This window comes from Sphaerisporangium sp. NPDC004334 (genome assembly GCF_053602655.1).
Map to the genome: position 1 here is coordinate 23,723 of NZ_JBSGDZ010000008.1, position 23,037 is coordinate 46,759.

16 protein-coding genes are annotated in these 23,037 nt (G+C 73.4%); 8 read left to right on the forward strand and 8 right to left on the reverse strand.

Annotated elements, in window-relative coordinates:
* Window positions 1-94 precede the first annotated feature (94 nt).
* From metG to ACWEN6_RS11515, 3 genes are all read left to right on the forward strand, one after another.
* Entirely contained in the window at window positions 95-1,888 is a 1,794-nt protein-coding gene (metG, locus tag ACWEN6_RS11505) for a methionine--tRNA ligase (protein WP_452570121.1), read from the forward strand.
* Complete coding sequence (locus tag ACWEN6_RS11510) at window positions 1,885-2,754, forward strand: TatD family hydrolase (RefSeq protein ID WP_452570122.1); 870 nt, start codon at window positions 1,885-1,887, stop codon at window positions 2,752-2,754. Before metG ends, ACWEN6_RS11510 begins: the two co-directional genes overlap by 4 nt.
* Before the next feature lie 395 nt (window positions 2,755-3,149).
* Window positions 3,150-4,016 (forward strand): ubiquitin-like domain-containing protein, encoded by an 867-nt coding sequence (locus tag ACWEN6_RS11515; RefSeq protein ID WP_452570123.1) that lies wholly within the window; start codon window positions 3,150-3,152, stop codon window positions 4,014-4,016.
* Here ACWEN6_RS11515 and ACWEN6_RS11520 read toward each other — a convergent pair.
* Entirely contained in the window at window positions 4,006-5,541 is a 1,536-nt protein-coding gene (locus tag ACWEN6_RS11520) for an integrin alpha (RefSeq protein ID WP_452570124.1), read from the reverse strand. The two genes, ACWEN6_RS11515 and ACWEN6_RS11520, sit on opposite strands and share 11 nt — an antisense overlap.
* Window positions 5,542-5,765: 224 nt before the next feature.
* Window positions 5,766-8,216: a protein kinase domain-containing protein gene (locus tag ACWEN6_RS11525; RefSeq protein ID WP_452570125.1), complete on the reverse strand. Its 2,451-nt coding sequence runs from the start codon at window positions 8,214-8,216 to the stop codon at window positions 5,766-5,768.
* A gap of 101 nt (window positions 8,217-8,317) precedes the next feature.
* Between ACWEN6_RS11525 and rsmA the strand changes: the two genes are divergently transcribed.
* Window positions 8,318-9,184 (forward strand): 16S rRNA (adenine(1518)-N(6)/adenine(1519)-N(6))-dimethyltransferase RsmA, encoded by an 867-nt coding sequence (gene rsmA, locus ACWEN6_RS11530; protein ID WP_452570126.1) that lies wholly within the window; start codon window positions 8,318-8,320, stop codon window positions 9,182-9,184.
* Here the strand turns inward: rsmA and ACWEN6_RS11535 are convergent.
* From ACWEN6_RS11535 to ACWEN6_RS11545, 3 genes are all read right to left on the reverse strand, one after another.
* Window positions 9,177-9,638: a hypothetical protein gene (locus ACWEN6_RS11535; RefSeq protein WP_452570127.1), complete on the reverse strand. Its 462-nt coding sequence runs from the start codon at window positions 9,636-9,638 to the stop codon at window positions 9,177-9,179. The genes rsmA and ACWEN6_RS11535 overlap by 8 nt on opposite strands.
* 281 nt (window positions 9,639-9,919) lie before the next feature.
* On the reverse strand, window positions 9,920-11,515 hold the full coding sequence (locus ACWEN6_RS11540) for a hypothetical protein (RefSeq protein ID WP_452570128.1): 1,596 nt from the start codon (window positions 11,513-11,515) through the stop codon (window positions 9,920-9,922).
* On the reverse strand, window positions 11,512-13,272 hold the full coding sequence (locus tag ACWEN6_RS11545) for a serine/threonine-protein kinase (RefSeq protein ID WP_452570129.1): 1,761 nt from the start codon (window positions 13,270-13,272) through the stop codon (window positions 11,512-11,514). Before ACWEN6_RS11545 ends, ACWEN6_RS11540 begins: the two co-directional genes overlap by 4 nt.
* 280 nt (window positions 13,273-13,552) lie before the next feature.
* Here ACWEN6_RS11545 and ACWEN6_RS11550 point away from each other — a divergent pair, with 280 nt between their 5' ends.
* Together ACWEN6_RS11550 and ACWEN6_RS11555 are read left to right on the forward strand one after the other, a co-directional pair.
* Complete coding sequence (locus ACWEN6_RS11550) at window positions 13,553-14,560, forward strand: 4-(cytidine 5'-diphospho)-2-C-methyl-D-erythritol kinase (protein ID WP_452570317.1); 1,008 nt, start codon at window positions 13,553-13,555, stop codon at window positions 14,558-14,560.
* Window positions 14,561-14,727: 167 nt separating this feature from the next.
* The gene (locus tag ACWEN6_RS11555; RefSeq protein WP_452570130.1) at window positions 14,728-16,554 is read left to right on the forward strand and encodes an ABC-F family ATP-binding cassette domain-containing protein; all 1,827 of its coding nucleotides are present in this window, start codon (window positions 14,728-14,730) and stop codon (window positions 16,552-16,554) included.
* A gap of 321 nt (window positions 16,555-16,875) precedes the next feature.
* Here the strand turns inward: ACWEN6_RS11555 and ACWEN6_RS11560 are convergent, their stop codons facing one another.
* Window positions 16,876-17,418 (reverse strand): MarR family winged helix-turn-helix transcriptional regulator, encoded by a 543-nt coding sequence (locus tag ACWEN6_RS11560; protein WP_452570131.1) that lies wholly within the window; start codon window positions 17,416-17,418, stop codon window positions 16,876-16,878.
* Between the two features lie 55 nt (window positions 17,419-17,473).
* Between ACWEN6_RS11560 and ACWEN6_RS11565 the strand changes: the two genes are divergently transcribed.
* Complete coding sequence (locus ACWEN6_RS11565; RefSeq protein ID WP_452570132.1) at window positions 17,474-18,262, forward strand: trans-aconitate 2-methyltransferase; 789 nt, start codon at window positions 17,474-17,476, stop codon at window positions 18,260-18,262.
* Window positions 18,263-18,422: 160 nt separating this feature from the next.
* Window positions 18,423-19,919: a CYTH and CHAD domain-containing protein gene (locus ACWEN6_RS11570; RefSeq protein WP_452570133.1), complete on the forward strand. Its 1,497-nt coding sequence runs from the start codon at window positions 18,423-18,425 to the stop codon at window positions 19,917-19,919.
* 98 nt (window positions 19,920-20,017) lie between these two features.
* On the opposite strand, the gene ACWEN6_RS11575 is transcribed toward ACWEN6_RS11570, so the two are convergent.
* Both ACWEN6_RS11575 and ACWEN6_RS11580 read right to left on the reverse strand, forming a co-directional pair.
* Window positions 20,018-20,911, reverse strand: a complete 894-nt coding sequence (locus tag ACWEN6_RS11575) for an NUDIX hydrolase (RefSeq protein ID WP_452570134.1) — start codon at window positions 20,909-20,911, stop codon at window positions 20,018-20,020.
* Window positions 20,904-22,997, reverse strand: a complete 2,094-nt coding sequence (locus ACWEN6_RS11580; RefSeq protein ID WP_452570135.1) for an RNA degradosome polyphosphate kinase — start codon at window positions 22,995-22,997, stop codon at window positions 20,904-20,906. Before ACWEN6_RS11580 ends, ACWEN6_RS11575 begins: the two co-directional genes overlap by 8 nt.
* Between the last annotated feature and the right edge of the window lie 40 nt (window positions 22,998-23,037).

The following is a 23,037-nucleotide window of genomic DNA, read 5'->3' on the forward strand; positions in this document are numbered from 1 at the left end:
CGCCCAGAGCCGTCTGACAGGGTGTCAGGCGGCTCTTCGCGCGGGTGGGGGTAAACGGTTCGAGACGTCTCCCCGGGGCATCTAGGCTTGTGCCATGTCCCAGCACATCTTGACCGCCGTCGCGTGGCCGTACGCCAACGGCCCCCGCCACATCGGGCACGTCTCCGGGTTCGGCGTGCCGTCCGACGTCTTCAGCCGCTACCAGCGGATGGCGGGCAACAAGGTGCTGATGGTCAGCGGCACCGACGAGCACGGCACGCCGATCCAGGTGCAGGCCGACAAGGAGGGCGTCACCGCCCGCGAGCTCGCCGACCGCTACAACCGGGTGATCGCCGAGGACCTCACGGCCCTCGGCCTGTCCTACGACCTGTTCACCCGCACCACGACCAGCAACCACTACGCCGTCGCGCAGGAGATCTTCAAGGGCCTGTTCGACAACGGGTACGTCTTCCCCAAGACCACGCTGGGCGCGGTCTCGCCGTCCACCGGCCGCACGCTGCCCGACCGCTACATCGAGGGCACCTGCCCCATCTGCGGGTACGACGGGGCGCGCGGCGACCAGTGCGACAACTGCGGCAACCAGCTCGACCCGGTCGACCTGATCAACCCGCGCAGCAAGGTCAACGGCGAGACGCCGAAGTTCATCGAGACCGAGCACTTCATGCTCGACCTGCCCGCCTTCACCGAGGCGCTGGGCACGTGGCTGCAGTCGAAGCAGGGCGAGTGGCGGCCCAACGTGCTGAAGTTCTCGCTGAACCTCCTCGGCGACCTGCAGCCGCGCGCGATCAGCCGCGACCTCGACTGGGGCGTGCCGATCCCGCTGGACGGCTGGCGCGACCGCGGCGACAAGCGGCTGTACGTCTGGTTCGACGCCGTCATCGGCTACCTCAGCGCCTCCATCGAGTGGGCGCGCAGGTCCGGCGACCCCGACGCCTGGCGGCAGTGGTGGCAGAACCCCGACGCCCGCGGGTACTACTTCATGGGCAAGGACAACATCGTCTTCCACTCCGAGATCTGGCCGGCGATGCTGCTCGGCTACAACGGCGAAGGGGCGCGGGGCGGCACGCCGGGGTCCCTGGGCAAGCTCGCGCTGCCGTCCGAGGTGGTCTCCAGCGAGTTCCTGACCATGGAGGGGCGCAAGTTCTCCTCCAGCCGCCAGGTCGTCATCTACGTGCGCGACTTCCTCCAGCGCTACGACGCCGACGCGCTGCGCTACTACATCGCCGTGGCCGGCCCGGAGAACCAGGACACCGACTTCACCTGGTCGGAGTTCGTGAACCGCAACAACGGCGAGCTCGTCGCCGCCTGGGGCAACCTGGTCAACCGCTCGATCTCGATGGCGGCCAAGACCTTCGGCGCGGTGCCCGAGGCGGGCGAGCTGACCGACGCCGACCGCGCGCTGCTCGAGCGCAGCCGCGCGGCCTTCCCCGCGGTCGGAGCCGAACTCGGCAGGTCGCGCTTCAAGAACGCCGTCACCGAGGCCTTCGACGTCGTCCGCGACGCCAACCGCTACCTGGCCGAGCAGGAGCCCTGGAAGCTCAAGGACGACCCCGAGCGCGTGAAGTCCATCCTGCACGTCGCACTCCAGGTCGTCGACGACGCCAAGACCCTGCTCACCCCGTTCCTGCCCGGCTCGTCGAACAAGGTGCACGCCATGCTCGGCGGGGAGGGCGTGTGGTCGGGCATGCCGCAGATCCGCGAGGTCGACGACGAGGACGGCCGCCACTACCCGGTGATCGGCGGCGAGTACGACGGCGCGGCCACCTGGGAGTCCAGGCCGCTGCGGGCGGGCGTTCCGCTGGCACCGCCCACGCCGCTGTTCGCCAAGCTCGACCCCAAGGTGGTGGAGGAGGAGCTCGCCCGCCTCGACTCCCCGTCCGCCGAGTGAGCGAGCGCCCGGTGGCCGAGGTTCCGCCCGCGCCGCCGCCGCTCGGCGCGGAGGTCTTCGACAGCCACTGCCACCTGGACATCATGGTGGGCGACCGCAAGGCGTCCTCGGGCGACCAGGTGGCACTGGCCGCCCAGGCGGCGAGCGGCGGGGTCGAGCGCATCCTGGCCGACGCGCGGGCGGTCGGCGTCACCCGGCTGGTGACGATCGGCTATGACCTGCGCTCCTCGCGGTGGAACGCCGAGACCGCGCGCCGGCACGACGACGTCTACGCGGGCGTGGCGATCCACCCCAACGAGGCGCACGCCGCCACGCCCGAGGTGCTCGCCGAGATCGAGAAGCTCGCCGGCGAGCCGCAGGTCCGCGCCGTGGGCGAGACCGGGCTCGACCACTTCCGCGACTGGGCCTCCCATGACGACCAGCAGGCCTCCTTCCGTGCGCACATCGAGATCGCCAAGCGCACGGGCAAGGCGCTGGTGATCCACGACAGGGACGCCCACGACGACGTCCTGCGGGTCCTCGCCGAGGAGGGCGCCCCCGAGGTCGTGGTGTTCCACAGCTTCTCCGGGGACGCCGAGATGGCGCGGCGGTGCGTCCAGGCGGGGTACGTCATGTCGTTCTCCGGCCCGGTGACCTACAAGAACGCCGCCTACCTCCGCGAGGCCGCCAGGGTGGCGCCGCCGGAGCTCGTGCTGGTGGAGACCGACGCCCCCTACCTGCCGCCCACCCCGCACCGCGGCAAGCCGAACGCGCCCTACCTGATCCCGCTCACGCTCCGCTGCCTGGCCGAGGTCAAGGGGACGCCCGTCGACGACCTGGCCCGCGCCATCAGCGCCAACGGCGAAAGAGTCTTCGGCGCCTGGTGATTTTGCAGGGGCCGTCCCTGTCCCGGCCGGTCGATCATGGCCGGGGTGCGGTGGCGGAGCAGCCGTTCATCTCTTTGTCCCTTTGATCCGGTCCGGTACTCCCAAGCGGAGTCAATGTCACGGATTGGTTTCGGCGAACCGGTTGAGGAGGAGGGAGGCCCGGCGCTAGCGTCGGCAGCCCTCGGTGGGACCGACCGCGCGGCCCACCGGTCCCTACCGTCTTCGGTCTACCTGAAGGACGCGCTGTGGATCCATCTCCGGCCCCTGGACGGGGCGCGCGGCGTGCGGGGTCGCGTCGTGCCCGCCGTCGCCGCACGTCCCGGCCTCGTCCGCCCGGCCTGCACTCCGGTCCGCGGCCGGCCGTCCGCGCCGTCCGCACGGTGTGGACATGGGCGGTGGGCGCGGTCGTGGCGGGCGTCTCGCTCGGCCTGCTGACCGGCCACGTGCTGGCCAAAGAGGTGCGGCTGGCCGTGGACGGCGGCGAGACCACCGTCCGCAGCTTCGGCGCGACCGTGCGGGACGTCCTCGCCGCGGTCAAGGTGCGGGTCGGCCCGGGGGACGAGGTGTCCCCGCCGCCCGCCGCGCCGGTCGTCGACGGCTCGTCCATCGTCGTGCGCCACGCCCGCCCGCTCCGCCTCACCGTGGACGGCAGGAGGAGCGTGCACACGGTGACCGCCATCAACGTGGGCGAGGCGCTCCAGCAGCTCAAACTGAACGACCGCCTGGCCACCCTGTCGGCCTCCCGGATGCGGCAGATCCCCATCTCGGGCTTCGCGCTCGACGTGCGCACACGGCGCCGGGTGACGGTCGTCCGGGGCGGGGTCCGGCTGGACGCCGTGACCACCCGGCGCACGGTGCGGGCCGTGCTGGCCCAGCAGAAGATCACCCTGGCTCGGGGTGACCGGGTGCGTCCCCCGATGGACGCCTTCCCCGAGGACAGCGAGGTGATCCGCATCATCCCGGCGGCGCCCGCCGCCCCGCCGCACACGGTGGCGGTCAGCCCCGCCGTCGCCGCGCTCAACTGGCCCGCGCTGGCGCGATGCGAGACCCTCGCCAACCCCAAGGCGTTCGACCCGGCCGGGCCGTACTTCGGGATGTACCAGCTCAGCCTGGCCATGTGGCAGGCGGCCGGAGGGATGAGGACCCCGCTCGACTGGGCGGCGGACGAGCAGACCTACCGCGCCCAACTCCTCTACCAACGGGTCGCCGGCCGCTGGCGCGCCCAATGGCCGGCCTGCGGCGCCCTGCTGTTCAGCCGCTGACGGAGGCGCCGAAGTCGACGGAGGCTCCGCCGGGGACGGCGGGCACCGCGTCGCGTCCGGGGACGACCAGGCGGGCCGCGGCGCCGTCGCGGAGCACCGCCACCGCCCCGCCGGGAGCGTCCCGCCGGTCCGGCACCCCTGCCAGCAGCCCCGCGCCGGGGCCGAAGGAGTCCGCCGCGCCGAAGGCGGCGATCGACCCGCCGAGGTGGTCGTACGGCCGGGCCAGGCCCGCCTGCGCGGCCCCGCCCGCCGGACCGCCGACGAGCGGCACCTGCCTGATCGCGCCGCCCTGGGGTGCGCCGGCGGAGTCGAACGGGCCGCCGATCGCCAGCCGCAGCGCCGTCGCGGACCCGACCATGGCCAGCGACCAGCCGAGGGACGCCCCGGCCTTCGGGGGCTGGTCGGCCAGGCCCTCGCCGCCGAGCCGGATCGTCCGTGAGGGAACAGGAGCGCCGTCCTTGCCCCGGGTGAACACCTGCACCAGGCCGGCGTCGGTCGCCCCCGGCAGGTCGGCGAGCGGCGCGCCGGCCGCCAGATACGGCCGGCCGCCGGACTCGGCGTAGGCCAGGGCGTACCCGTACCGGTCGCCGGGGTGCTCGGTGACGCCCTTGACCGAGTTCGGGATGCCCCACTTGACGCTGGTGTACGCCTTCGCGGCCTCGGCGGCGTCGTAGATGATCTCGACCGCTCCGGTGTCGGCCTTGCCGGAGTCGCCCGCCTGCCTGCCGACGCCGTCGTCGTTCTCGTACGGGGTGCCGACCGCGAGGTCCACCGAGTCGTCGCGCCCGCCGAACCGGCCGAACACCAGCGACCAGCCGTACATGTCACCCTGCTCGCCGTTGCCGACGATGCCCTCGGACTCTTGGGTGATGCGCAGCGCGGGCTCGGCGCCCCCTTCGGGCTTGGCGCAGTACAGGTAGATCGCGCCGGAGTCGCCGGTGCCGTCGGCGTCCTCGTACGGCGCCCCCACGGCGATCACGCCGGCCGGGCGGCCCGCGGACCGGGCGGCGGCCAGCGACCAGCCGAAGTGGGCGTCCCGCTCGGGCTTGGGGGCGGAGATCTCGCTGATCGCGCCGGCCGGCACCCGCCCGTCGTAGGCGCCGCCGCGGATCACGTACACCGCTCCGGCGTCGGCGGCGTCCCCGCTGTCGGCGTAGGGGGCGCCGACGATGACGTCCAGGCACCGGTCACCGTCGTAGTGGGTCGTGCGGACGGTCCAGCCGAACGCGTCGCCGGGATGCGGCGTGGGCGCGGTGATCACCAGACCCCGGCCGGGGCCGTCGCCGCCGACCGGCAGCACGTGCACCGCCCCGGCGCCGCGCACGCCGGCGGCGTCGGCCAGCGGATCGCCCGCCACGACGTCGTCGCGGCCGTCCCCGTCGAAGTCGTTGGCGCTCGCCTCCGCACAGCCTGCCGCCGCCTCCGCACGGTGGGCCGCCGCCTCGGCACGCTGGGAGGCCGCCTCGGCACGCTCGGCTGCCGGCACGGCCAGCGACACGGCGAGCATCCCGGCCGCCACCAGCACGGCCGATAAGCGGGATAATCCGGATGAATCAGATCGGCTCGATAACCCGGATGAGCCCGAGGTTCCGGACGGACCCGACGAGCAGGACGATTTTGCGGCCCTGCACGAGTTCGACGAACCGGACGAGCCTGAAGACCGGGGCGAGCCCGAGGTCCTGGACGAGCCCGAGGGGGAGTCGGCCGGTGAGGTGGTGAAGGCGGCTGATGACGGCCGCGGGCGCAGGGTCACAGCCGCACCTCGATCGTGGTCGTGTCGGAGATCGGCACCTTCAGGGTGGCCGGGCCCCGGGCCGGCGGCAGGTCGTACACGAGCACGCCGTCGAGCCTGCCGCCCGGCGGCAGGGTCGCGGGGGCCGCTGAAGACCCCGAGGACGCCGCGCCGGTCGTAAGCGGCTCGTGCGCGGCGCCGCGGTCGTCCACCAGTACGGGCGGCGTCGGCGAGACCGCCGCCGGGACCCCGCCGGGGTTGATCAGCGTCCACCTGACCACGCAGAACCGGCCCTCTTCGGGTGTGGCTCCCTGGTAGGAGGCGAGGCCGCACTGGGGCTTGGACGGGATGACGAACTGCGGGCCGTCGAGCGTCTCGCTCGCCGCGTAGCGGCGGCCGATGTCGGTCTCACGTGTGGGGGTGGGGGCGGTGACGGCGGCCACGCCGGTGGCGCGCACCGGAGTGCGGTCGGGCAGCACCATGACCAGCACGCCCGCCGTGACCAGGAGCCCGCCGAGCACCGTCAGGGCCGGCACCAGCCACCTGCGGCCGAGCGACCTGCGCCGCGGCTCGCCGCCGGTCGCGGGGATCAGGGACGGCACGGTGACCCCGTCCGCCCCCGCGGGCGGCCGCGTGTCCTCGGTCCGCGTCCCCGCGGCGGCGGTCGCGCTCTCCGCCAGGAAAGCCCCGGGATCGATCGCGGTGTCCGTGGGGAACTCCCCGGCGGTCGGGGCCTGCGATGCGGCGGTGAAGCCACGGCCGGCCGAGGAGAGGGCCTCGGCGGACGCGGCGCGCCCCGGACCGGACGGCGCGGCGGTTCCCGGGACGGCGGACGCCGCGGCTCCGGACGCGGAGGGCGCGGCGGTCTCCGGACCGGCGGACGTCGCGGTTGCCGGCGTGAGAGGCCCGGTGGTCCCTGAGATGGCGGACGTCGCGGCTCCGGGCGCGGAGGGCACGCCGGTCCCCGGGCCGGCCGGTGCCGAGGTCGCGGGCGGGGGCGGCGCGGTGGTCCCCGAGGCGGCGGACGTCGCGGCTCCCGTGCCGGACCTCGCGGCTCCTGGGCCGGACGGCGTGGCTCCCGGACCGGACGGCGCGGGGATTCCCGGGGCGGAGGGGGTGCCGGTTCCCGGCCCGGAGGGTGTCGCGGCTGCTGCTGTGGAGGTGGCGGTGCGTCCTGGGATGGAAGGTCCGGCGGCGCCGGGCGCCGGGCGCGCGGACAGGTGCCGGGGCAGGGCGAGCCCGGGGAGCGACAGGCCGGGGTTGGTGTCGTCGGTGTCCCCGATGCCCTCGGCGGCGAGCCCGCTCGAAGTCCCTCCTACGGCAGCCCCGGAGGGGACGTCCGCGGCGGCCGTGGATGCGGCGGAGGGCGTACCGGCCGCGGGCGTGGCAGGAACGAAGGGCACGCCGGCGGAGGGCCCCGTGGTCCCTTGGGAGCCGTGAGAGCCGTGCACGCCTTGAGCGCCTTCGGCTCTCTGAGCCTCTTCGGCGGCGGCGACGTTGGCGGGGGGTTCCCACGACTCGTTCAGCATCTCGGTGGCCACGAGCGTCGGCGGGTCCACGGGAACGACCCGCGCGGCGGCCGGCGGCGGCGTGGCACCGGTCGGGTCGCCGCCGACCAGGGCGATCAGCAACTCCTGGGCGGAGGGCCTGCGACGCGGGTCTGGATCGGTGGCCTGCCGTACGAGCCGGTCCAGCGGAGCGGGCAGCGTGCCGAGGTCCGGCCGGCCGGCCAGCACGCGGGAGGCGAGCGTCATCAGGTCGCCGCGCCCGTAAGGGTGGCGCCCGTTGCCGGCGTAGGCGACCAGGCATCCCCAGGCGAAGACGTCGGCGGCCGGGGAGATCTCCTCGCCGCGCACCTGCTCCGGCGCCCACCAGCCGGGGCTGCCGAGCAGCTCGCCCGAGCGGGTGACCCCCTGGGTGGCGTCGAGAGCGCGGGCGATGCCGAAGTCGATCACTCGCGGGCCGGACATCGACAGGATGACGTTGGCCGGCTTGAGGTCCCGGTGGACCAGCCCGGCGACGTGGATGGCGGCCAGCGCGGCGGCCACGCCGAGGGCGACACCGTGCAGGGTGCCCGCCTCGAGGGCGCCGAAGCGGGAGATCTGCTGGGACAGCGGCGTCCCGGCGATGTACTCGGTGACCATGTACGGCCGGCCGTCGTCGGCGTTGCCGTTGTCGAGCACCTCGGCGGTGCAGAACGACGCGACGCGCCGGGCGTTGGTGACCTCGGCGTGGAAGCGGACGGCGAAGCCCTCGTCCACGGTGAACTCGGCCTTGACGACCTTCACCGCGACGGGCCGTCCGGTGGGCGCCTCGGCGAGATAGACGGTGCCCATACCTCCCTGGCCGATGCGGCCGAGCAACCGGTAGGGCCCGATGTTCGGGGGATCGGCAGGGAGGAGCGGGTCCGCACCTGTACGGTCCATCGACGACGCCTCCTCGCTCCCTGGCGTGGCCACACTACCCATGCCCACTTTCCTTCCGCTTGAAGATCGGTTACGGCTCGCAGGGCGATTCGAGCGGTTCGTCCGCCGGCTCTGGGGAGTGTTCGGTGCGAGACACTGAATGGATGGGGAGTTCAATTGTGGGTTTGCTGGGCCCGTCCGAAATACGTAATTTGGCGCACAAGCTCGACCTTCGTCCGACAAAGCGGCTCGGGCAGAACTTCGTCATCGACGGCGGCACGGTCCGGCGCATCGTCAGAGTGGCGGAGGTCACCTCCGACGACGTCGTGATCGAGGTGGGGCCCGGGCTCGGGTCGCTGACCCTGGCCCTGCTCCCCGAGGCCGCCGAGGTGGTCGCCGTGGAGATCGACCCGGTCCTCGCGGCTCAGCTGCCGATAACCGTCGCCGAGCGCGCCTCCGAGCTGGCCGGTCGCCTCACCGTCGTCCAGGCGGACGCGATGCGCGTGCTGCCCGGGCAACTGGGCGCCGAGCCCACCGCCCTGGTGGCCAACCTGCCGTACAACGTGGCGGTGCCCGTCGTGCTCCACCTGCTGGAGGTGCTGCCGTCGCTGCGCAAGGGCCTGGTGATGGTGCAGAGCGAGGTCGCCGACCGCATGGCCGCAGGTCCGGGATCCAAGGTGTACGGGGTGCCGTCGGTCAAGGCCGCCTGGTACGCCGACGTGCGCCGCGCGGGGCCGGTCGGCCGCACGGTCTTCTGGCCGGTGCCGAACGTCGACTCAGGGTTGGTGGCGCTCACCCGCCGCGAGCCGCCCGCGACCACCGCCTCGCGTGAGGAGGTGTTCGCGGTCATCGACGCGGCGTTCGCCCAGCGGCGCAAGACGCTCCGGGCCGCCCTCGCGTCCTGGGCCGGCACGCCCGCCGCCGCCGAGACGGCGCTCCGCGCGGCCGGCGTGGACCCCGCACAACGCGGCGAACAACTCCCCATCGAAGACTTCGCCCGCATCGCCGAACACCGCCCCACCCCTATGTGAGGGTGCCGTCAGAAATGTCCGGTGCGGTCGCGGCGAGATGGTCGCGGATAATGTGGGCGGCGTGCTCGGCTTCGGCGGGGGCGCTGTGCTGCGGGGCGTTGAGGAATTCGGTTCCGCGCAGAGGGTGGGACGCCGGCCGTGGGTACAGCCAGGCATGGAAGTGCTGGACGCGGTCTCGAGTGGAGACCAGGTGCACACGTTCGGCGTCGGTCGTCGCCCGCAGCGCGGTGTCGAGCCGGGCGAGCAACCGGCCGAACGATGCGGCCTCAGCGGATGTCATCTCGGCGAAGTCGATGAAGTGCCGTCGTGAGGTGATCTTCAGTGCTCCGGGCATGGTGGTCTCCGGAGGGCCTTGGCCGACCAGCCAGTGGTCGTCGAGGTGAACCCAGCCGCCGATCGGTTCCGAATGGGCCTGCGTGAGGTCGCAGTAAGGGCAGTCCTGGTCGTCGGCCATGAATCTTCCTTGTCTTGTGTGCGGATACTCCGGCGATGGCGCCGATGGCCGCCCGCGGAGGCCACCGGGATGTCGGTGCGGGTCGTCCATACTGCGGCGGCCGGCGGGGATCGTGCGGCGTTGCGCGTGCATACGAAGACCACCCCGGGCGCCGCGATCGTGGAGCGGACCATGAGGGCGTCCAGGGCCGAGGGAACCAGCCGCACGTAGGCGCGGCGGCGATCGGCGTGAGACCGGGCACGCACGACGAGGCCCGCGTCGCTCAACACCCGCGGTCGGGGTCATCCCGCGACCGTGGCGCCGAAGTCGGTGGGGTGGTGGGTCCGGTCGAAGGGCAGGATGTGCCCGTCGCCCGGGCGTAGCGGCTCGGCGTCCATGCCGCCCATCCGCACCAGGCCGATCGCGCCCGCCCCGTCCCGGTCGGGAGCGCCGACGATCACCCATCCCTCGCCCGCGCCGCTCACCGACCAGCCGAAGTGCTCGAAGCTCTGCGGGCCGCGCGATCGCACCAGACGGGCGGGCTGGGCGAGCGGCGGTTCCGTGGACGGTGTGGGGCCGAACGCCGTCCCGGCCGGCGTGAGCGTCAGCACGTGCACGGCTCCGGTCTCCGGATGGGTGCCGTCCCCGTCGAACGGCGCGCCCACCACCAGGTCGCGGCCGCCCGAGAAGGCCAGCGAGAAGCCGAACGCGTCTCGCGGCTCGCTGATCTCCCCCACGTTCCCCTGCCAGAACGTCCACGCCGGAACGGGTTCGGGCGCCGTGCGGGCGCCGGAGAATATCTGGACGATCCCGGCGTCCCGGGCGCCGAGCGGATCGGCGTACGGAGCGCCGGCCGCGAGCCGGCCGACGGCGTCTCCGTAGGCGAGGGAGTACCCGAACAGGTCTCCCTCGTTGACCGGCACCTGGTCGGTCAGCTTCGACAGGTCCCAGCCCTTGCCGCGGTACCACCCGCCGGGGCCCTCCGCGGCGTCGTACAGCACCGTCACGGCCCCCGAGTCGCGCACCGTCCGGCCGTCGAGCGGGGTGTCCTCGTACGGGGCGCCGACGGCCAGGTCCGGGGCGGGGCCCTTGGCGAGCGCGCCCAGCGCGACCGACCACCCGAACAGGTCGCCGGCCTCCCCGTCGCCCGGCACGCCCGGCGTCTGCTGGGTGATCCGGCGGGGATCGCCGGGGACGCGGCCGCGGTCGCCGCCGAAGCGGTACAGGTAGACCGCGCCGGAGTCGGGCACGCCGTCGGCGTCCTCGTACGGCGCCCCGACGGCGAGCAGGCCGGAGGCGACGGCGAGCGACCAGCCGAAGTGCGCCTCGTTGCGGGGGGAGGGGGCGTGCAGGTCCAGCCGGGCGGCCCCGGGGCGGCCGAAGTCCGGCCCGCCCCAGTAGACGGTGACGGTGCCCGCGCCGGGGACGAGCGTGGCCTGGTTGCTCGACTTGTCGGTGACGTAGCCGTTCCAGTGAGGGCTCGCGACCACCAGGTCCAGGCAGCCGTCGCCGTCGAGGTGCCCGGCGCGGGCCGTCCAGCCGCTCAGGCCGCCGCCGCTGGGGAACGGTCGGCCGACCACGTCGGGGAATCCCCGGGAGGTGCCGCTGAGGAGGAACAGGTGGCCCCAGCCCGCCCACCGGTCGGGCGGCTCGCCGAAGGGGTCGCCCACCACGACGTCGTTGAAGCCGTCCCCGTTGAAGTCCGCCGTTCCCGCGTGCGCGCACGCCTCAGGGCCGTGGGCTGAGGTGGCGGGAAAGGGGGCTGTGGCGCTGGGGGAGGGGGCTGTGGCGCTGGGGGAGTGGGCGTGCCGGGCCGTGGAGCCGTGGGAGGCGGTGGCGTCCAGGGGCAGCAGGAGCAGCGGCACCACCAGTGCCAGCCGCCGCAGGAGGAGTGTCACAGGCGGACCTCGATCGGAGCGGTGCCGGCGGCGATGCGGCCGGTGAGGGCGACGGCCGTGCGGCCGGCGGGCAGTTCGTAGGCCGCCCCGAAGGTCAGCACCTGCCCGGGACGGATGTCGACGGGGCGTTCTCCGGGGCCGGGTGCGACGGCCCCGGGGCCGTCCGGCGCGCCGGTCCCGACGGCGCGGGCCATCGCGTGCCGTCCACCGGCGTCGTCCACGAGCTCCGGCGCGCCGGTGAGCGTCACGGGCGTCCCGCCCATGTTGAGGACGAACCAGTACGCGCGGCAGGTCTGCCCGCCGGGGCCTCCCGTGCCGCCGGCCGGTGGCGGGCCGCCGCAGACGGGCGGGGCGCTGACCAGGAACTGCAGCCCCCGCTCGCCGACCAAGACGCGACGGCCGAGGTCGGTGTCCCGGGAGGGCGCGCCGGCTCCTCCGCCCGCGCCCGGTCCATTCCATCGCACCACGAGGGCGGCCCCGGCGATCAGCGCCAGCGCGGCGGCGGCGACGACGGCGGCCGCGCGCGTCCTCGCCCGTCGCCGCCCGCCCGGCCGCCACGCCGCCGGTCCGTGGTCGCGCCCGTCCGCCGGTCGGGAGTAGCCCGCCGGGCCGGAGTCGTGCCGGCCCGGCGACTCGGGGTCCGGCTCGGCGCCGGGCCCGTGCCCGCGCAGGGTCGCCTCCTCGTGCCCTGATGGGAGCGCCTGCTGCGGGGACGGCCCGGGCTCGGGTTCTCCTCCCGGCTCATGGCGCGGTCGTCCGGGCCGATGGTCGGGGCGTGTCGTCCCGTCCCTGCCGTCGTGGCCGCCGAAAGGCCCGCCGGGGTCGTCGTCCGGACCGGCGGACGGCCCGCCGGGAGCCCGCAGGTTGCTCGGCGGCTCCCACAGCGCTTCGAGGACGTGCGTGGAGGGCCCGTCGGCCTCCCCGCCGATGAGGTCGAGCAGCAGGTCGCGGGCCGTCGGCCGCAGGGCCGGGTCGCGGTGGAGCGCTCGGCGGACCAGGCGGTCCAACGGCTCGGGCAGGCCGGCGAGCCGCGGTTCCTCGTGCAGGATGCGATAGGCGACGGTCATCGGGTCGCCGTCGCCGAACGGATGCCTCCCGGTGCCGGCGTAGGCGACCAGGCACCCCCAGGCGAAGACGTCGGCCGCCGGGGTCACCGGTCCGCCGTCGATCTGCTCGGGGGCCCACCATCCCGGCGTGCCGACGACCTCGCCGGTCAGTGTGGGGCCAGTGAGGCCGCTGAGCGCGCGGGCGATGCCGAAGTCGATGACCCGGGGCCCGGTCATGGACAGGATGACGTTGCCGGGCTTCAGGTCGCGGTGGACCAGGCCCGCGGCGTGGATGGCGGCGAGCGCGGCGCAGACCCCGAAGGCCATGCCGACCAGCGGCGACTCCTCCAGAGGGCCGTAGGTGGCGATCTGTGTGGACAGCGGGGTGCCGGAGATGTAGTCGGTGACCATGTAGGGCCGCCCGTCCTCGGCGACGCCGTCGTCCAGCACCCTCGCCGTGCAGAACGAGGCGACCTTGCGGGCGTTGGCCACCTCCGAGCGGAAGCGCGCGGCGAACCCGGTGTCCTCGGTGAACTGCCGCTTGACGACCTTGACCGCGACCCGGCGGCCGGTCGGGGACGTGCCGAGGTAGACCGTTCCCATGCCGCCCTCACCCAGACGTCCGGTCAGCGTGTACTCCCCGATCGCGCGAGGATCGTCCTTCGTCAGCGGGGAGAAGACGTTCTGGCCGTCGATGGATCTCTCCTTCACCGTTCACCCCGTGGCCCCCGAACGGTCACCGTACAGATGCTCGATGTGCTTTGTCCGACCGTTTACCTAGATATCCGTTACGGTCGGCGGGCGCCGAGGCCGCGCGCACCTGTCACGCACCTGCTGGGGACGTGCACCTGCCCGGACGCGCACCTGCCCAGACGTGCACCTGCCCGGACGTGCACATGCCCGGGAGGTGTACATGCCGGGGACGTGTACATGCCGGGACGCGCGCCGGGGCGGGGTGGCGCGGGCGTTACGATCGGATCCCGTGACCTCCGTGACCGTGCGGGTGCCCGCCAAGGTGAACCTGCAGCTCTCCGTCGGCCCGCGACGTGACGACGGCTACCACGACCTGGTGAACGTCTTCCACGCCGTCTCCCTGTTCGACGAGGTCACCGCGAGCGATGTGATCACGCCCGCCGAGGACGCGATGACCGCCATGGCCGCCGATGACGGCACGGTCACCGGAGAGGCACCGCCCCCGAGCGCCGCCACCGGAACGGGCATCCCGTCCGGCACAGTGATCACGGTGAGCGTCGAGGGCGACCCCGCGGGCCAGGTGCCGCTCGACGGGGAGAACCTCGCGGTCAAGGCGGCCGTCACCCTGGCGGCCCGCGCCGGCCGGCCCGTGCGCGCCCACCTGGCCATCCGCAAGGCCATCCCCGTCGCCGGCGGCATGGCGGGCGGCAGCGCCGACGCGGCCGCCGCCCTGATCGCCTGCGACGAGCTGTGGGGCCTGCGCCTCGACCGACGGGAGCTGATGGACATCGCCGCCGATCTCGGGAGCGACGTCCCCTTCGCCCTGTTCGGCGGCACGGCCGTCGGCACCGGACGTGGTGAGAAGCTCGCGGAGATCCCTGTGACGGGCGAGTTCCACTGGGTGTTCGCGCTCGCCGAGGGCGGCCTGTCCACGGCCAAGGTGTACGGCGAGTGCGACCGGCTGCGCGAGGCCGCAGGTGAGCCGGTCGCCTGGCCGCGGGCCGACGACGCCCTCATGGCCGCGCTCGCCGCCGGAGACGTCAAGGCGCTCGGCGCGGCGCTGGTCAACGACCTGCAGCCCGCCGCGCTGGCGCTGTGCGGTCCCCTGGCCCGCACCCTCGCGGCGGGACGGGACAGCGGAGCCCTCGGGGCCCTGGTGTCCGGCTCCGGCCCCACCTGTGCCTTCCTCGCCGAGTCCGAGGCCCACGCGGCCGGCCTGGCGACGGCCCTGCGCGCGGCGGGCGTCTGCCGCGAGGCCGTCACCGCGCGAGGCCCCGTCCCGGGCGCCGTGGTCGTCCCCGCCTGACCATCCCCCTTCCTGAGGTCGTCCGCGTCTGACGATCCCCCTTTCCGAGGTCGTCCGCGTCTGGCGATCACCTCCGCCGGGGCGTTCGCAGGGACCCGCCGGGGGCTGGGCGGGGCAAGGGCAGGGGCGGTGCGGCGGCGAGTGGGCGCGGATAGGCTTTGGGCACGATGAATCTGGTTAACCTCGAATCGGTCTCCCATGCCTACGGTCCCAAGCCCCTGCTCGGCGAGGTGTCGCTCGGCATCGAGGCCGGCGACCGCATCGGCGTCGTGGGGCGCAACGGCGACGGCAAGACGACGCTGATCTCCGTGATCGCCGGCACGCTCAAGCCCGACGCCGGGCGGGTCACGCACACCCGCGGGCTGCGCATCGGCTTTCTGTCCCAGCGGGACGATCTCGACCCCGCGGTGACCGTGCGGGAGGTCGTGCTGGGCGAGCGCGCCGAGCACGAATGGGCCGGTGACCAGGCGGTCAGGGAGATCCTGGCCAACCTCATCGGCGACATCGACCTCTCGGCGCGGGCGGGCGAGCTGTCCGGCGGCGAGCGGCGGCGCACCGCGCTCGCCCGGCTGCTCATCGACGAGCACGATCTGGTCATCCTGGACGAGCCGACCAACCACCTGGACATCGAGGCCATCGCCTGGCTGGCCGGCCACCTGTCGCAGCGCCGGTCCGCCCTGCTCGTCGTGACGCACGACCGCTGGTTCCTGGACGCGGTGTCGACCCGCACCTGGGAGGTCGTGGACGGCACGGTCCAGCGGTACGAGGGCGGGTACGCCGCGTACGTGCTGGCCAAGGCCGAGCGGGCGCGCATCGCGCAGGCGTCCGAGGAGCGCCGGCAGAACCTCATGCGCAAAGAGATCGCCTGGCTGCGCCGCGGCCCGCCCGCCCGCACGTCCAAGCCCAAGTTCCGCATCGAGGCCGCCCAGGCGCTCATCGCGAACGAGCCGCCGGTCCGCGACACCGTCGAGCTGGTGAAGTTCGCCTCGGCGCGGCTCGGCAAGACGGTGTACGACCTGGACCAGGTCACTCTGCACGCCGGAGGGCCCGGGGAGGGTCCGCTGGTGCTCGACCGGTGCACCTGGCAGTTCGGCCCGGGCGACCGCGTCGGGCTGATCGGCGTGAACGGCTCGGGCAAGTCGTCGGTGCTGCGGCTGCTCGCGGACTCGGTCCGGCCCGACTCGGGCACGGTCGTGCGCGGCAAGACGGTGCGGCTGGCCCACCTGTCGCAGGAGCTGGCCGAGCTCGACCCGAACCGCCGCGTCCTGGAGACCGTCGAGGAGATCCGCAAGTTCATCCAGGTCGGCAAGCGCGAGTGGACCGCCTCGCAACTGCTGGAGCGGCTGGGTTTCCGCGGCGAGGCGCAGTGGAAGGTCGTCGGTGACCTGTCCGGTGGCGAGCGGCGGCGGCTGCAGCTGCTGCGGTTGCTCATGGACGACCCCAACGTGCTGCTGCTGGACGAGCCCACCAACGATCTCGACATCGAGACGCTGAACGAGCTCGAGGACCTTCTGGACGCCTGGCCGGGCACGCTGGTGCTGGTCAGCCACGACCGCTACTTCCTCGAGCGGGTGACCGACCGCTGCGTGGCCCTGCTGGGCGACGGCCGGCTGTCGCTGCTGCCGGGCGGCGTGGAGGAGTACCTCCAGCGCCGGTCGTCCGGCACGGCGCTGACGGCCAGGGCCGGTTCGGCTCCGGCGGGTTCGCGCGCACCGGCCGCCGGTGAGGCGGGCGGCGGGCGGCCGGAGGCCGCGCCGGCGGCGCCCGGCCTGTCGGCCCGCGAGCTGCGTGAGCTGCAGAAGGAACTGTCCCGGCTAGAGCGCCAGCTCGACAAGATCAGCGGGCGCGAGTCGGTGCTCCACGCCGCCATGGCGGACGCGGCCTCCGACTACGGCAAGCTGGCGTCCCTGGACGCCGAGCTGAAGGACCTTCGCGCACAGAAGGAAACCGTCGAACTGGAATGGATGGACCTGGCCGAAAAACTCGGCGAGTGACCCCCACAGCCCGTCCCTTGTCCCTGCCTCTTCGCTGGTAGCACTTGGTGGCGCCGGCGCGGGGGGAAGGTGGTCGGCGATATCGGCGCCGGCCTGCGGCGGGACACCCGGCCACCTTCGGACAACGCTGTACCTGTTGAGCGCCGTGACAGGGCGCCGGCTTCGCCGTACCACGACCCGCCGCCGCGGCGCCGAGGTCAGGTCCACCGGGTGGCGGGCGGGGTTGCGACGCGACGGGTGCTTGGTCGTAATGCGGTGGGCGCGGGGTGTGATCGCTGGGTTGTCGTTGGTACGTGCTGCGAGAGATGCGGTTGAGCGGGGTCAGGTGCTGTTCTGGGCTGAGTCGAAGGGGACCAGGATGGTGCGTAGCAGGGCGGCCAGGGCGTCGCGGTCGGCGGGGTCGAGGCCGGCCAGCAGCTCTCGCTCGCGCCTGAGCAGGTCGGCGAACGCCTCGTCGACGCGGGCCCGGCCCTGCTCGGTCAGCGACACCAGCACTCCGCGCCGGTCTTCGGGGTCGGGCCGCCTGCGCACCAGCCGTGCGGCCGCCAGCCGGTCGATGCGGTTGGTCATCGTGCCGGAGGTGACCAGGGTGGCGCGCAGCAGGGCGCCGGGGCTCAGCTCGTACGGCGGGCCGGAGCGGCGCAGGGTCGTCAGGACGTCGAACTCCCACGGCTCCAGGCCGTGCTCGGCGAAGGACGCGCGGCGGGCGCGGTCGAGGTGGCGGGCCAGCCGGGACACCCGGCTCAGGACCTCCAGCGGCGAGACGTCGAGGTCGGGACGTTCCTGACGCCACGACGCGACGAGCTGGTCGACCTCGTCCCGCGCGGAATCTTCGGCGGTCCCATCGCTCCGGCGCGTCGTCATGGGCAGAGTCTATCTCTCTTGACATCGAGAGATCTCGCCCAGTATGAATATCTTGATGTCGAGAGATATGTGGGACCCCGCCGTCTACGGCCGGTACGCCGACGAGCGCGCCCGGCCCTTCTTCGAGCTGATCGCCCGGGTCCGCGCCGATGATCCCGAGTACGTCGTCGACCTCGGATGCGGCACCGGCGAGCTGACCGCCGCGCTGTGCGAGCGCTGGCCGGGCGCCGCCGTCCACGGTGTCGACTCCTCGCCCGCGATGATCGCCAAGGCTCCCAAGGCTCCCGAGGGGCCCGCGTTCAGCGTGGGGGACGTCCGGTCCTGGCGTCCGGAGCGCCCGGTCGACGTGATCGTCTCCAACGCCCTGCTGCAGTGGGTGCCCGAGCATCGGGATCTGCTCCCGGGCTGGGTCGGGGCGCTGCGCCCGGGCGGCTGGCTCGCCTTCCAGGTGCCCGGCAACTTCGACGCCCCGAGCCACGCCCTGGTCAGGCAGGTCTGCGCCGGCGACGCCTGGAGGGACGAGCTCGGCGACCTGGTGCGGTACACCCCGGTCGGCGATCCCGAGGAGTACCTCTCGCTGCTGGCCGGGCTGGGGTGCGAGGTCGACACCTGGGAGACGACCTACGTCCACCTGCTCCAGGGCGAGAACGCCGTACTCAACTGGATCATGGGCACGGCCCTGCGTCCGATGCTCGACCGCATCGGCGCCGACGAGCACAGACGCGAGGCGTTCCTCGCCGACTGCGCGCGGGTGCTCGCCGAGGCCTACCCGCGCAGGCCGTACGGCACGGCCTTCCCCTTCCGCCGCGTCTTCGTCGTCGCCCGCGCCCCACGCCCCGCCTGACCGGCGACCGCCCCGGACCTGGGCATTCCCTGTGCGCGAGCGGTGGCCGCCCTGGTCCGGGGGCTTGCCTATGCCGGACCGGTGACCGCTCGTCCGGGCGATGCGTCCCGTATTGTCCTTGATGGGGCGAGGATCGTATCCGGCCGGCTGTGAGGTGAGCATGGCGCTCGAGATCGAGGACAAGTTCGATGTGCCGGCGGACTTCGCGGTACCGGACCTCGCCGCCGTCCGCGGGAGCGCCGACGCCGTCGAGCTGGTCGCGGAGAAGCTGGTGGCCGTGTACTTCGACACCGCCGACCTGCGGCTGGCCGCGCGGGGGATCACCCTGCGCCGCCGGCGGGGCGGCCACGACGCCGGGTGGCACCTCAAGCTGCCCAAGGCGAAGGGCGTGCGGAACGAGGTCACCCACCCCCTGACGCGCAGCGCCAAGATCGTTCCGCGCCGCCTGTCGGACCTGGTCCTGGCGCTGACCCGGGGTGAGCCGCTCGTCCCGGTCGCCGAGCTGGAGACGGTGCGCAAGGTCACCAGCGTCCGGGACGCCGACGGCCGGCAACTGCTGGAGGTCGCCGACGACAACGTCAAGGGGACGGTGTTCGCGACGGCCTTCGGCGAGGACCGGCACGTCGAGCGCTGGCGCGAGGTCGAGGCCGAGCTGACCGGCGGCGACGAGGCGCTGCTCAAGCGGGTCGGCAAGGCGCTGCGCAAGGCCGGGGCGACCCCGGCCGGCACGCAGAGCAAACTGGCCCGGCTGCTCGGCGACCGCATCCCCGTCCCGGTCCTGGCCGAGCAGGAGGACGGCACGGCCGGCGCCGTCGTGGTCGGTTACCTGAGATCACAGGTCACCGCGCTGCTCGCCCAGGACCCCCGGGTGCGGCAGGTCGAGGAGGACGCCGTCCACCAGATGCGGGTGGCCTGCCGCCGCCTGCGCAGCGCGCTCCGGTCCTTCTCCGACGTGGTCGCCGAGACGGCGGGCGTCCAGGATGAGCTGCGGTGGATCGCCGGCGTGCTCGGCGAGGTCCGCGACCTGGAGGTCATCCGCGACCGGTTCGCCCGCACACTGGACGAGCTTCCGCCCCGCCTGGTCGCCGGGCCGGTCCGCGCCCGCCTCGGCGAGGATCTCGAACGCCGCGAGGGCGAGGCGCTCGCGCGGGCCACGGAGGCGATGAAGGGCGAGCGCTACTTCGCCCTGCTGGACCGCCTGGACACGATGGCCGCCAAGCCGCCGCTCACCCCGCTCGCCGCCAAGAAGGCCGACACGACGCTCGCCAAGGTCGCCGACAGGTCCTGGCGCCGCGTGGCGAAGAAGTACGACGAGGCGCGGATGATCGAGGACCCCGAGGCGCGCGAGACCGCCATGCACGACGTCCGCAAGGCCGCCAAACGGGCCAGGTACACCGCGGACGCGCTCAAGCCCCTGCTCGGCGACCGGGCGTCCGGCCTCGCCGGGCGGGCGAAGGCCGTCCAGGAGTCGCTCGGGCTCTACCTCGACGGCATCGTGGCCCAGGAGGTCCTGCTGGAGGAGGCCGAGCGGGCCCGCGAGGCGGGGGAGGACACCTTCACCTACGGCCTGCTCCTCGGCCTGGAGCGCGCCGCCGCGGAGCGCTCCCGAGCCGTCTTCCCCCGCGTCTGGGACGAGGTGACCTCGGCCGCCGGCTGACCGCGCGGAGAAGCCCCTCGGCCGCCACCTGACCACGCCGAGCCGTCAGGAGCGTTCAGGAGCCGTCGAAGCGGTCCGGAGAGAGCCGACAGGAGCGGTCAGGTGCGGTAGCGGTCGATGGCGACGATGCGCCCGCCGGCGTGGTGCAGTACCGCGATCGCGCCCTTGCGCAGGTGAAAGTCCTCCGGCCGGCCGTCGTGGCGCCGCTCGCACAGCCCGCTGATCAGCTCGGGCAGCACCTTGCCGTGGCTGCACACCGCCGTGGACAGGCCCTCGTCCAGCAGCGGCAGGGTCGCTTTCAGCGTCAGCGAGCGGTCGAAGTTCGTCTCGTTCAGCACGCGTTCGGTGCGGATCGGCAGCGCCTGCCGTGCGGCGTACGGCAGCAGGGTCTGCACGCAGCGCCGGCTCGGCGAGCTGACCAGCGACGCGGGACGGTAGCCGTACAGGATGTCGCGGACGGCCTCGGCCTGCGCCTCGCCCTCCGCGTCCAGGGGGCGCAGCTCGTCCTCGCCGTCCCACGCCTGCCGGGAGCCGGCGTAGGCGTGCCTGACCATCACCAGCGGCGTGGTGTCCACCGGCGCCGAGGTCAGGGCCGTGAGCAGCCCGGCGTCCCACTCGTAGGTGAGCCGGCGGCGAGCCTCGGCGACGGGGAGCCACGCGAGGCGGTCCACCTCGTCGGTGGGGTCGTGCGCCACCTCGGCCACCACGCGGGCGGCCCAGTAGTCGACGCGCTTGAGCCGCGAGCCCTTCATGTAGTGGACCGCGGGCAGGCGGCGGCCGAGCGCGGCGCTCACCCCCGTCTCCTCGGCCACTTCGCGCAGGGCGCCGGTGATGGCGTGCTCGCCCGGCTTCAGCTTGCCCTTGGGGAAGGACCAGTCGTCGTACTTCGGCCGGTGGACGACCGCCACCTCCGGGGCGCGCGGGTCGCCGCGCCAGACGACGGCGCCGCCCGCCCTGATCATTCCGCCGCTGTTCGGCGCGCCGTCAGTCATCGATCGTCCTCCAGCGGCGCCGGCCGACCAGGTGTGACTGCAGGTCCAGCAGTGGATCGCCGTTCTCCGCCTGATGGTGGCGCACCCAGGTGCCCTCGCTGGTGAGCCACCAGCTGCTGGTGGTGTCGGCCAGTGACAGGTCGAGCAGTTCCGACAGGTAGGCCCGGTGCTGGGCGCTGTTGACCTTCACCAGCGCCTCCACGCGGCGTTCGATGTTGCGGCGCATCAGGTCGGCGCTGCCGATCCAGATCTCCGGCCGCCGCCCGTAGCCGAACTCGTAGATGCGCGAGTGCTCCAGGAAGCGGCCGAGGATGCTGCGGACCCGGATGTTCTCCGACAGGCCCGGGACCCCCGGCCGGAGCGTGCAGATGCCGCGCACGACCAGGTCCACCGGCACGCCGGCCTTGGACGCCGCGTACAGCGCGTCGATCACCGGCTCGTCGACCAGCGAGTTCGACTTGATCCGGATGCGGGCCGGGCGGCCGGCGACGTGGTGGGCGATCTCGCGCTCGATGCGGGCCAGCAGTCCCGACCGCAGCGAGTGCGGGGCCACCAGCAGCCGCCGGTACGCCGAGTGGTAGGAGTACCCGGTCAGGTGGATGAACAGGTCGGTGAGGTCCTCCCCGACCATCGGGTCGGCGGTGAGCAGGCCGAAGTCCTCGTACTGCCGGGCGGTCTTGGGGTTGTAGTTGCCGGTGCCGATGTGGCAGTACTGGCGCAGCTCGCCCGACTGCTCCTGCCGGACGACCAGGGCCAGCTTGGCGTGGGTCTTCAGGCCGAGCACGCCGTAGACGACGTGGCAGCCGGCCTTCTCCAGCTTTCGGGCCCAGGTGATGTTGGCGTGCTCGTCGAACCTCGCCTTGATCTCGACCACGACGACGACCTGCTTGCCGGCCTCGGCGGCGTCGATCAGCGCGTCCACGATGGGGGAGTCGCCGCTGGTGCGGTACAGGGTCTGCTTGATGGCCAGGACGCTCGGGTCGGCCGCCGCCTGCTCGATGAACCGCTGCACGCTGGTGGAGAAGGAGTCATAGGGGTGGTGCACGAGGATGTCGCGCTCGCGCAGCACCGAGAAGATGTCGTCCTCGGCGTGCACGGCCTCACTGGGGACGAACGGCGGGAAGCTCAGCTCGCCGCGGTCGAGGTCGGCGATCGCGTGCAGGCCGGTCAGGTCGAGCGGGCCGGGCAGGCGGTAGATCTCGTGGTCGGCCACGTCCAGCTCGTCCACCAGCAGGTCCAGCACGGCGGGGCTGATGGTGTCCTCGACCTCCAGCCGCACCGGCGGGCCGAAGCGCCTCATCAGCAGTTCCCTCTCCAGGGCCTGCATGAGGTTCTCGGTGACGTCCTCGTCCACGTCCAGGTCCTCGTTGCGGGTCACCCGGAAGACGTGGTGCTCAAGGATCTCCATGCCCTTGAAGAGCTGGCCGAGGTGGGCGGCGATGACGTCCTCGAGGGGGACGAAGCGGTTGGGCGAGGCGGCGACGAAGCGCGGCAGCTGCGAGGGCACCTTGACCCGGGCGAACACCGTCTGCCCGTTGCCCGGGTTGCGCACCGTGACGGCCAGGTTGAGCGAGAGGCCGGAGATGTAGGGGAACGGGTGGGCGGGGTCCACGGCGAGCGGGGTGAGCACCGGGCGGACCCGCTCGCGGAACAGCTTGCGCATCGCCGTGCGCTCGTCCCTGTCGAGGTCGTCCCAGCGCACCACGTCGATGCCCACATCGGCGAGCTGCGGGCAGAGCTGCTTGTGGTAGGCGGCGGCGTGCCGCTGGGCGAGGTCGTCCGCGATCGCCGCGATGCGGGCCAGCTCCTCGCGCGGCTTGAGCCCGCTCTTGGTGCGCAGCAGCAGACCGGTCGCCATCCGCCGTTTCAGGCCCGCGACGCGGACCCGGAAGAACTCGTCCAGGTTGCTGGCGAAGATGGCGAGGAAACGCACCCGTTCCAGCAGCGGTACGGCGGGGTCCTCGGCCATTTCGAGTACGCGCTGGTTGAAGGCCAGCCAGCTCTCCTCGCGGTTGAGGAAGCGTTCCTGGGAGAGCTGAGGCTCGTCGTGTCCTTCAGGGGTCGGCTGCACGATCTCGGCGGACATATGTCCAAAATGCCCTACTCGGTTGAACGACACGTTAACT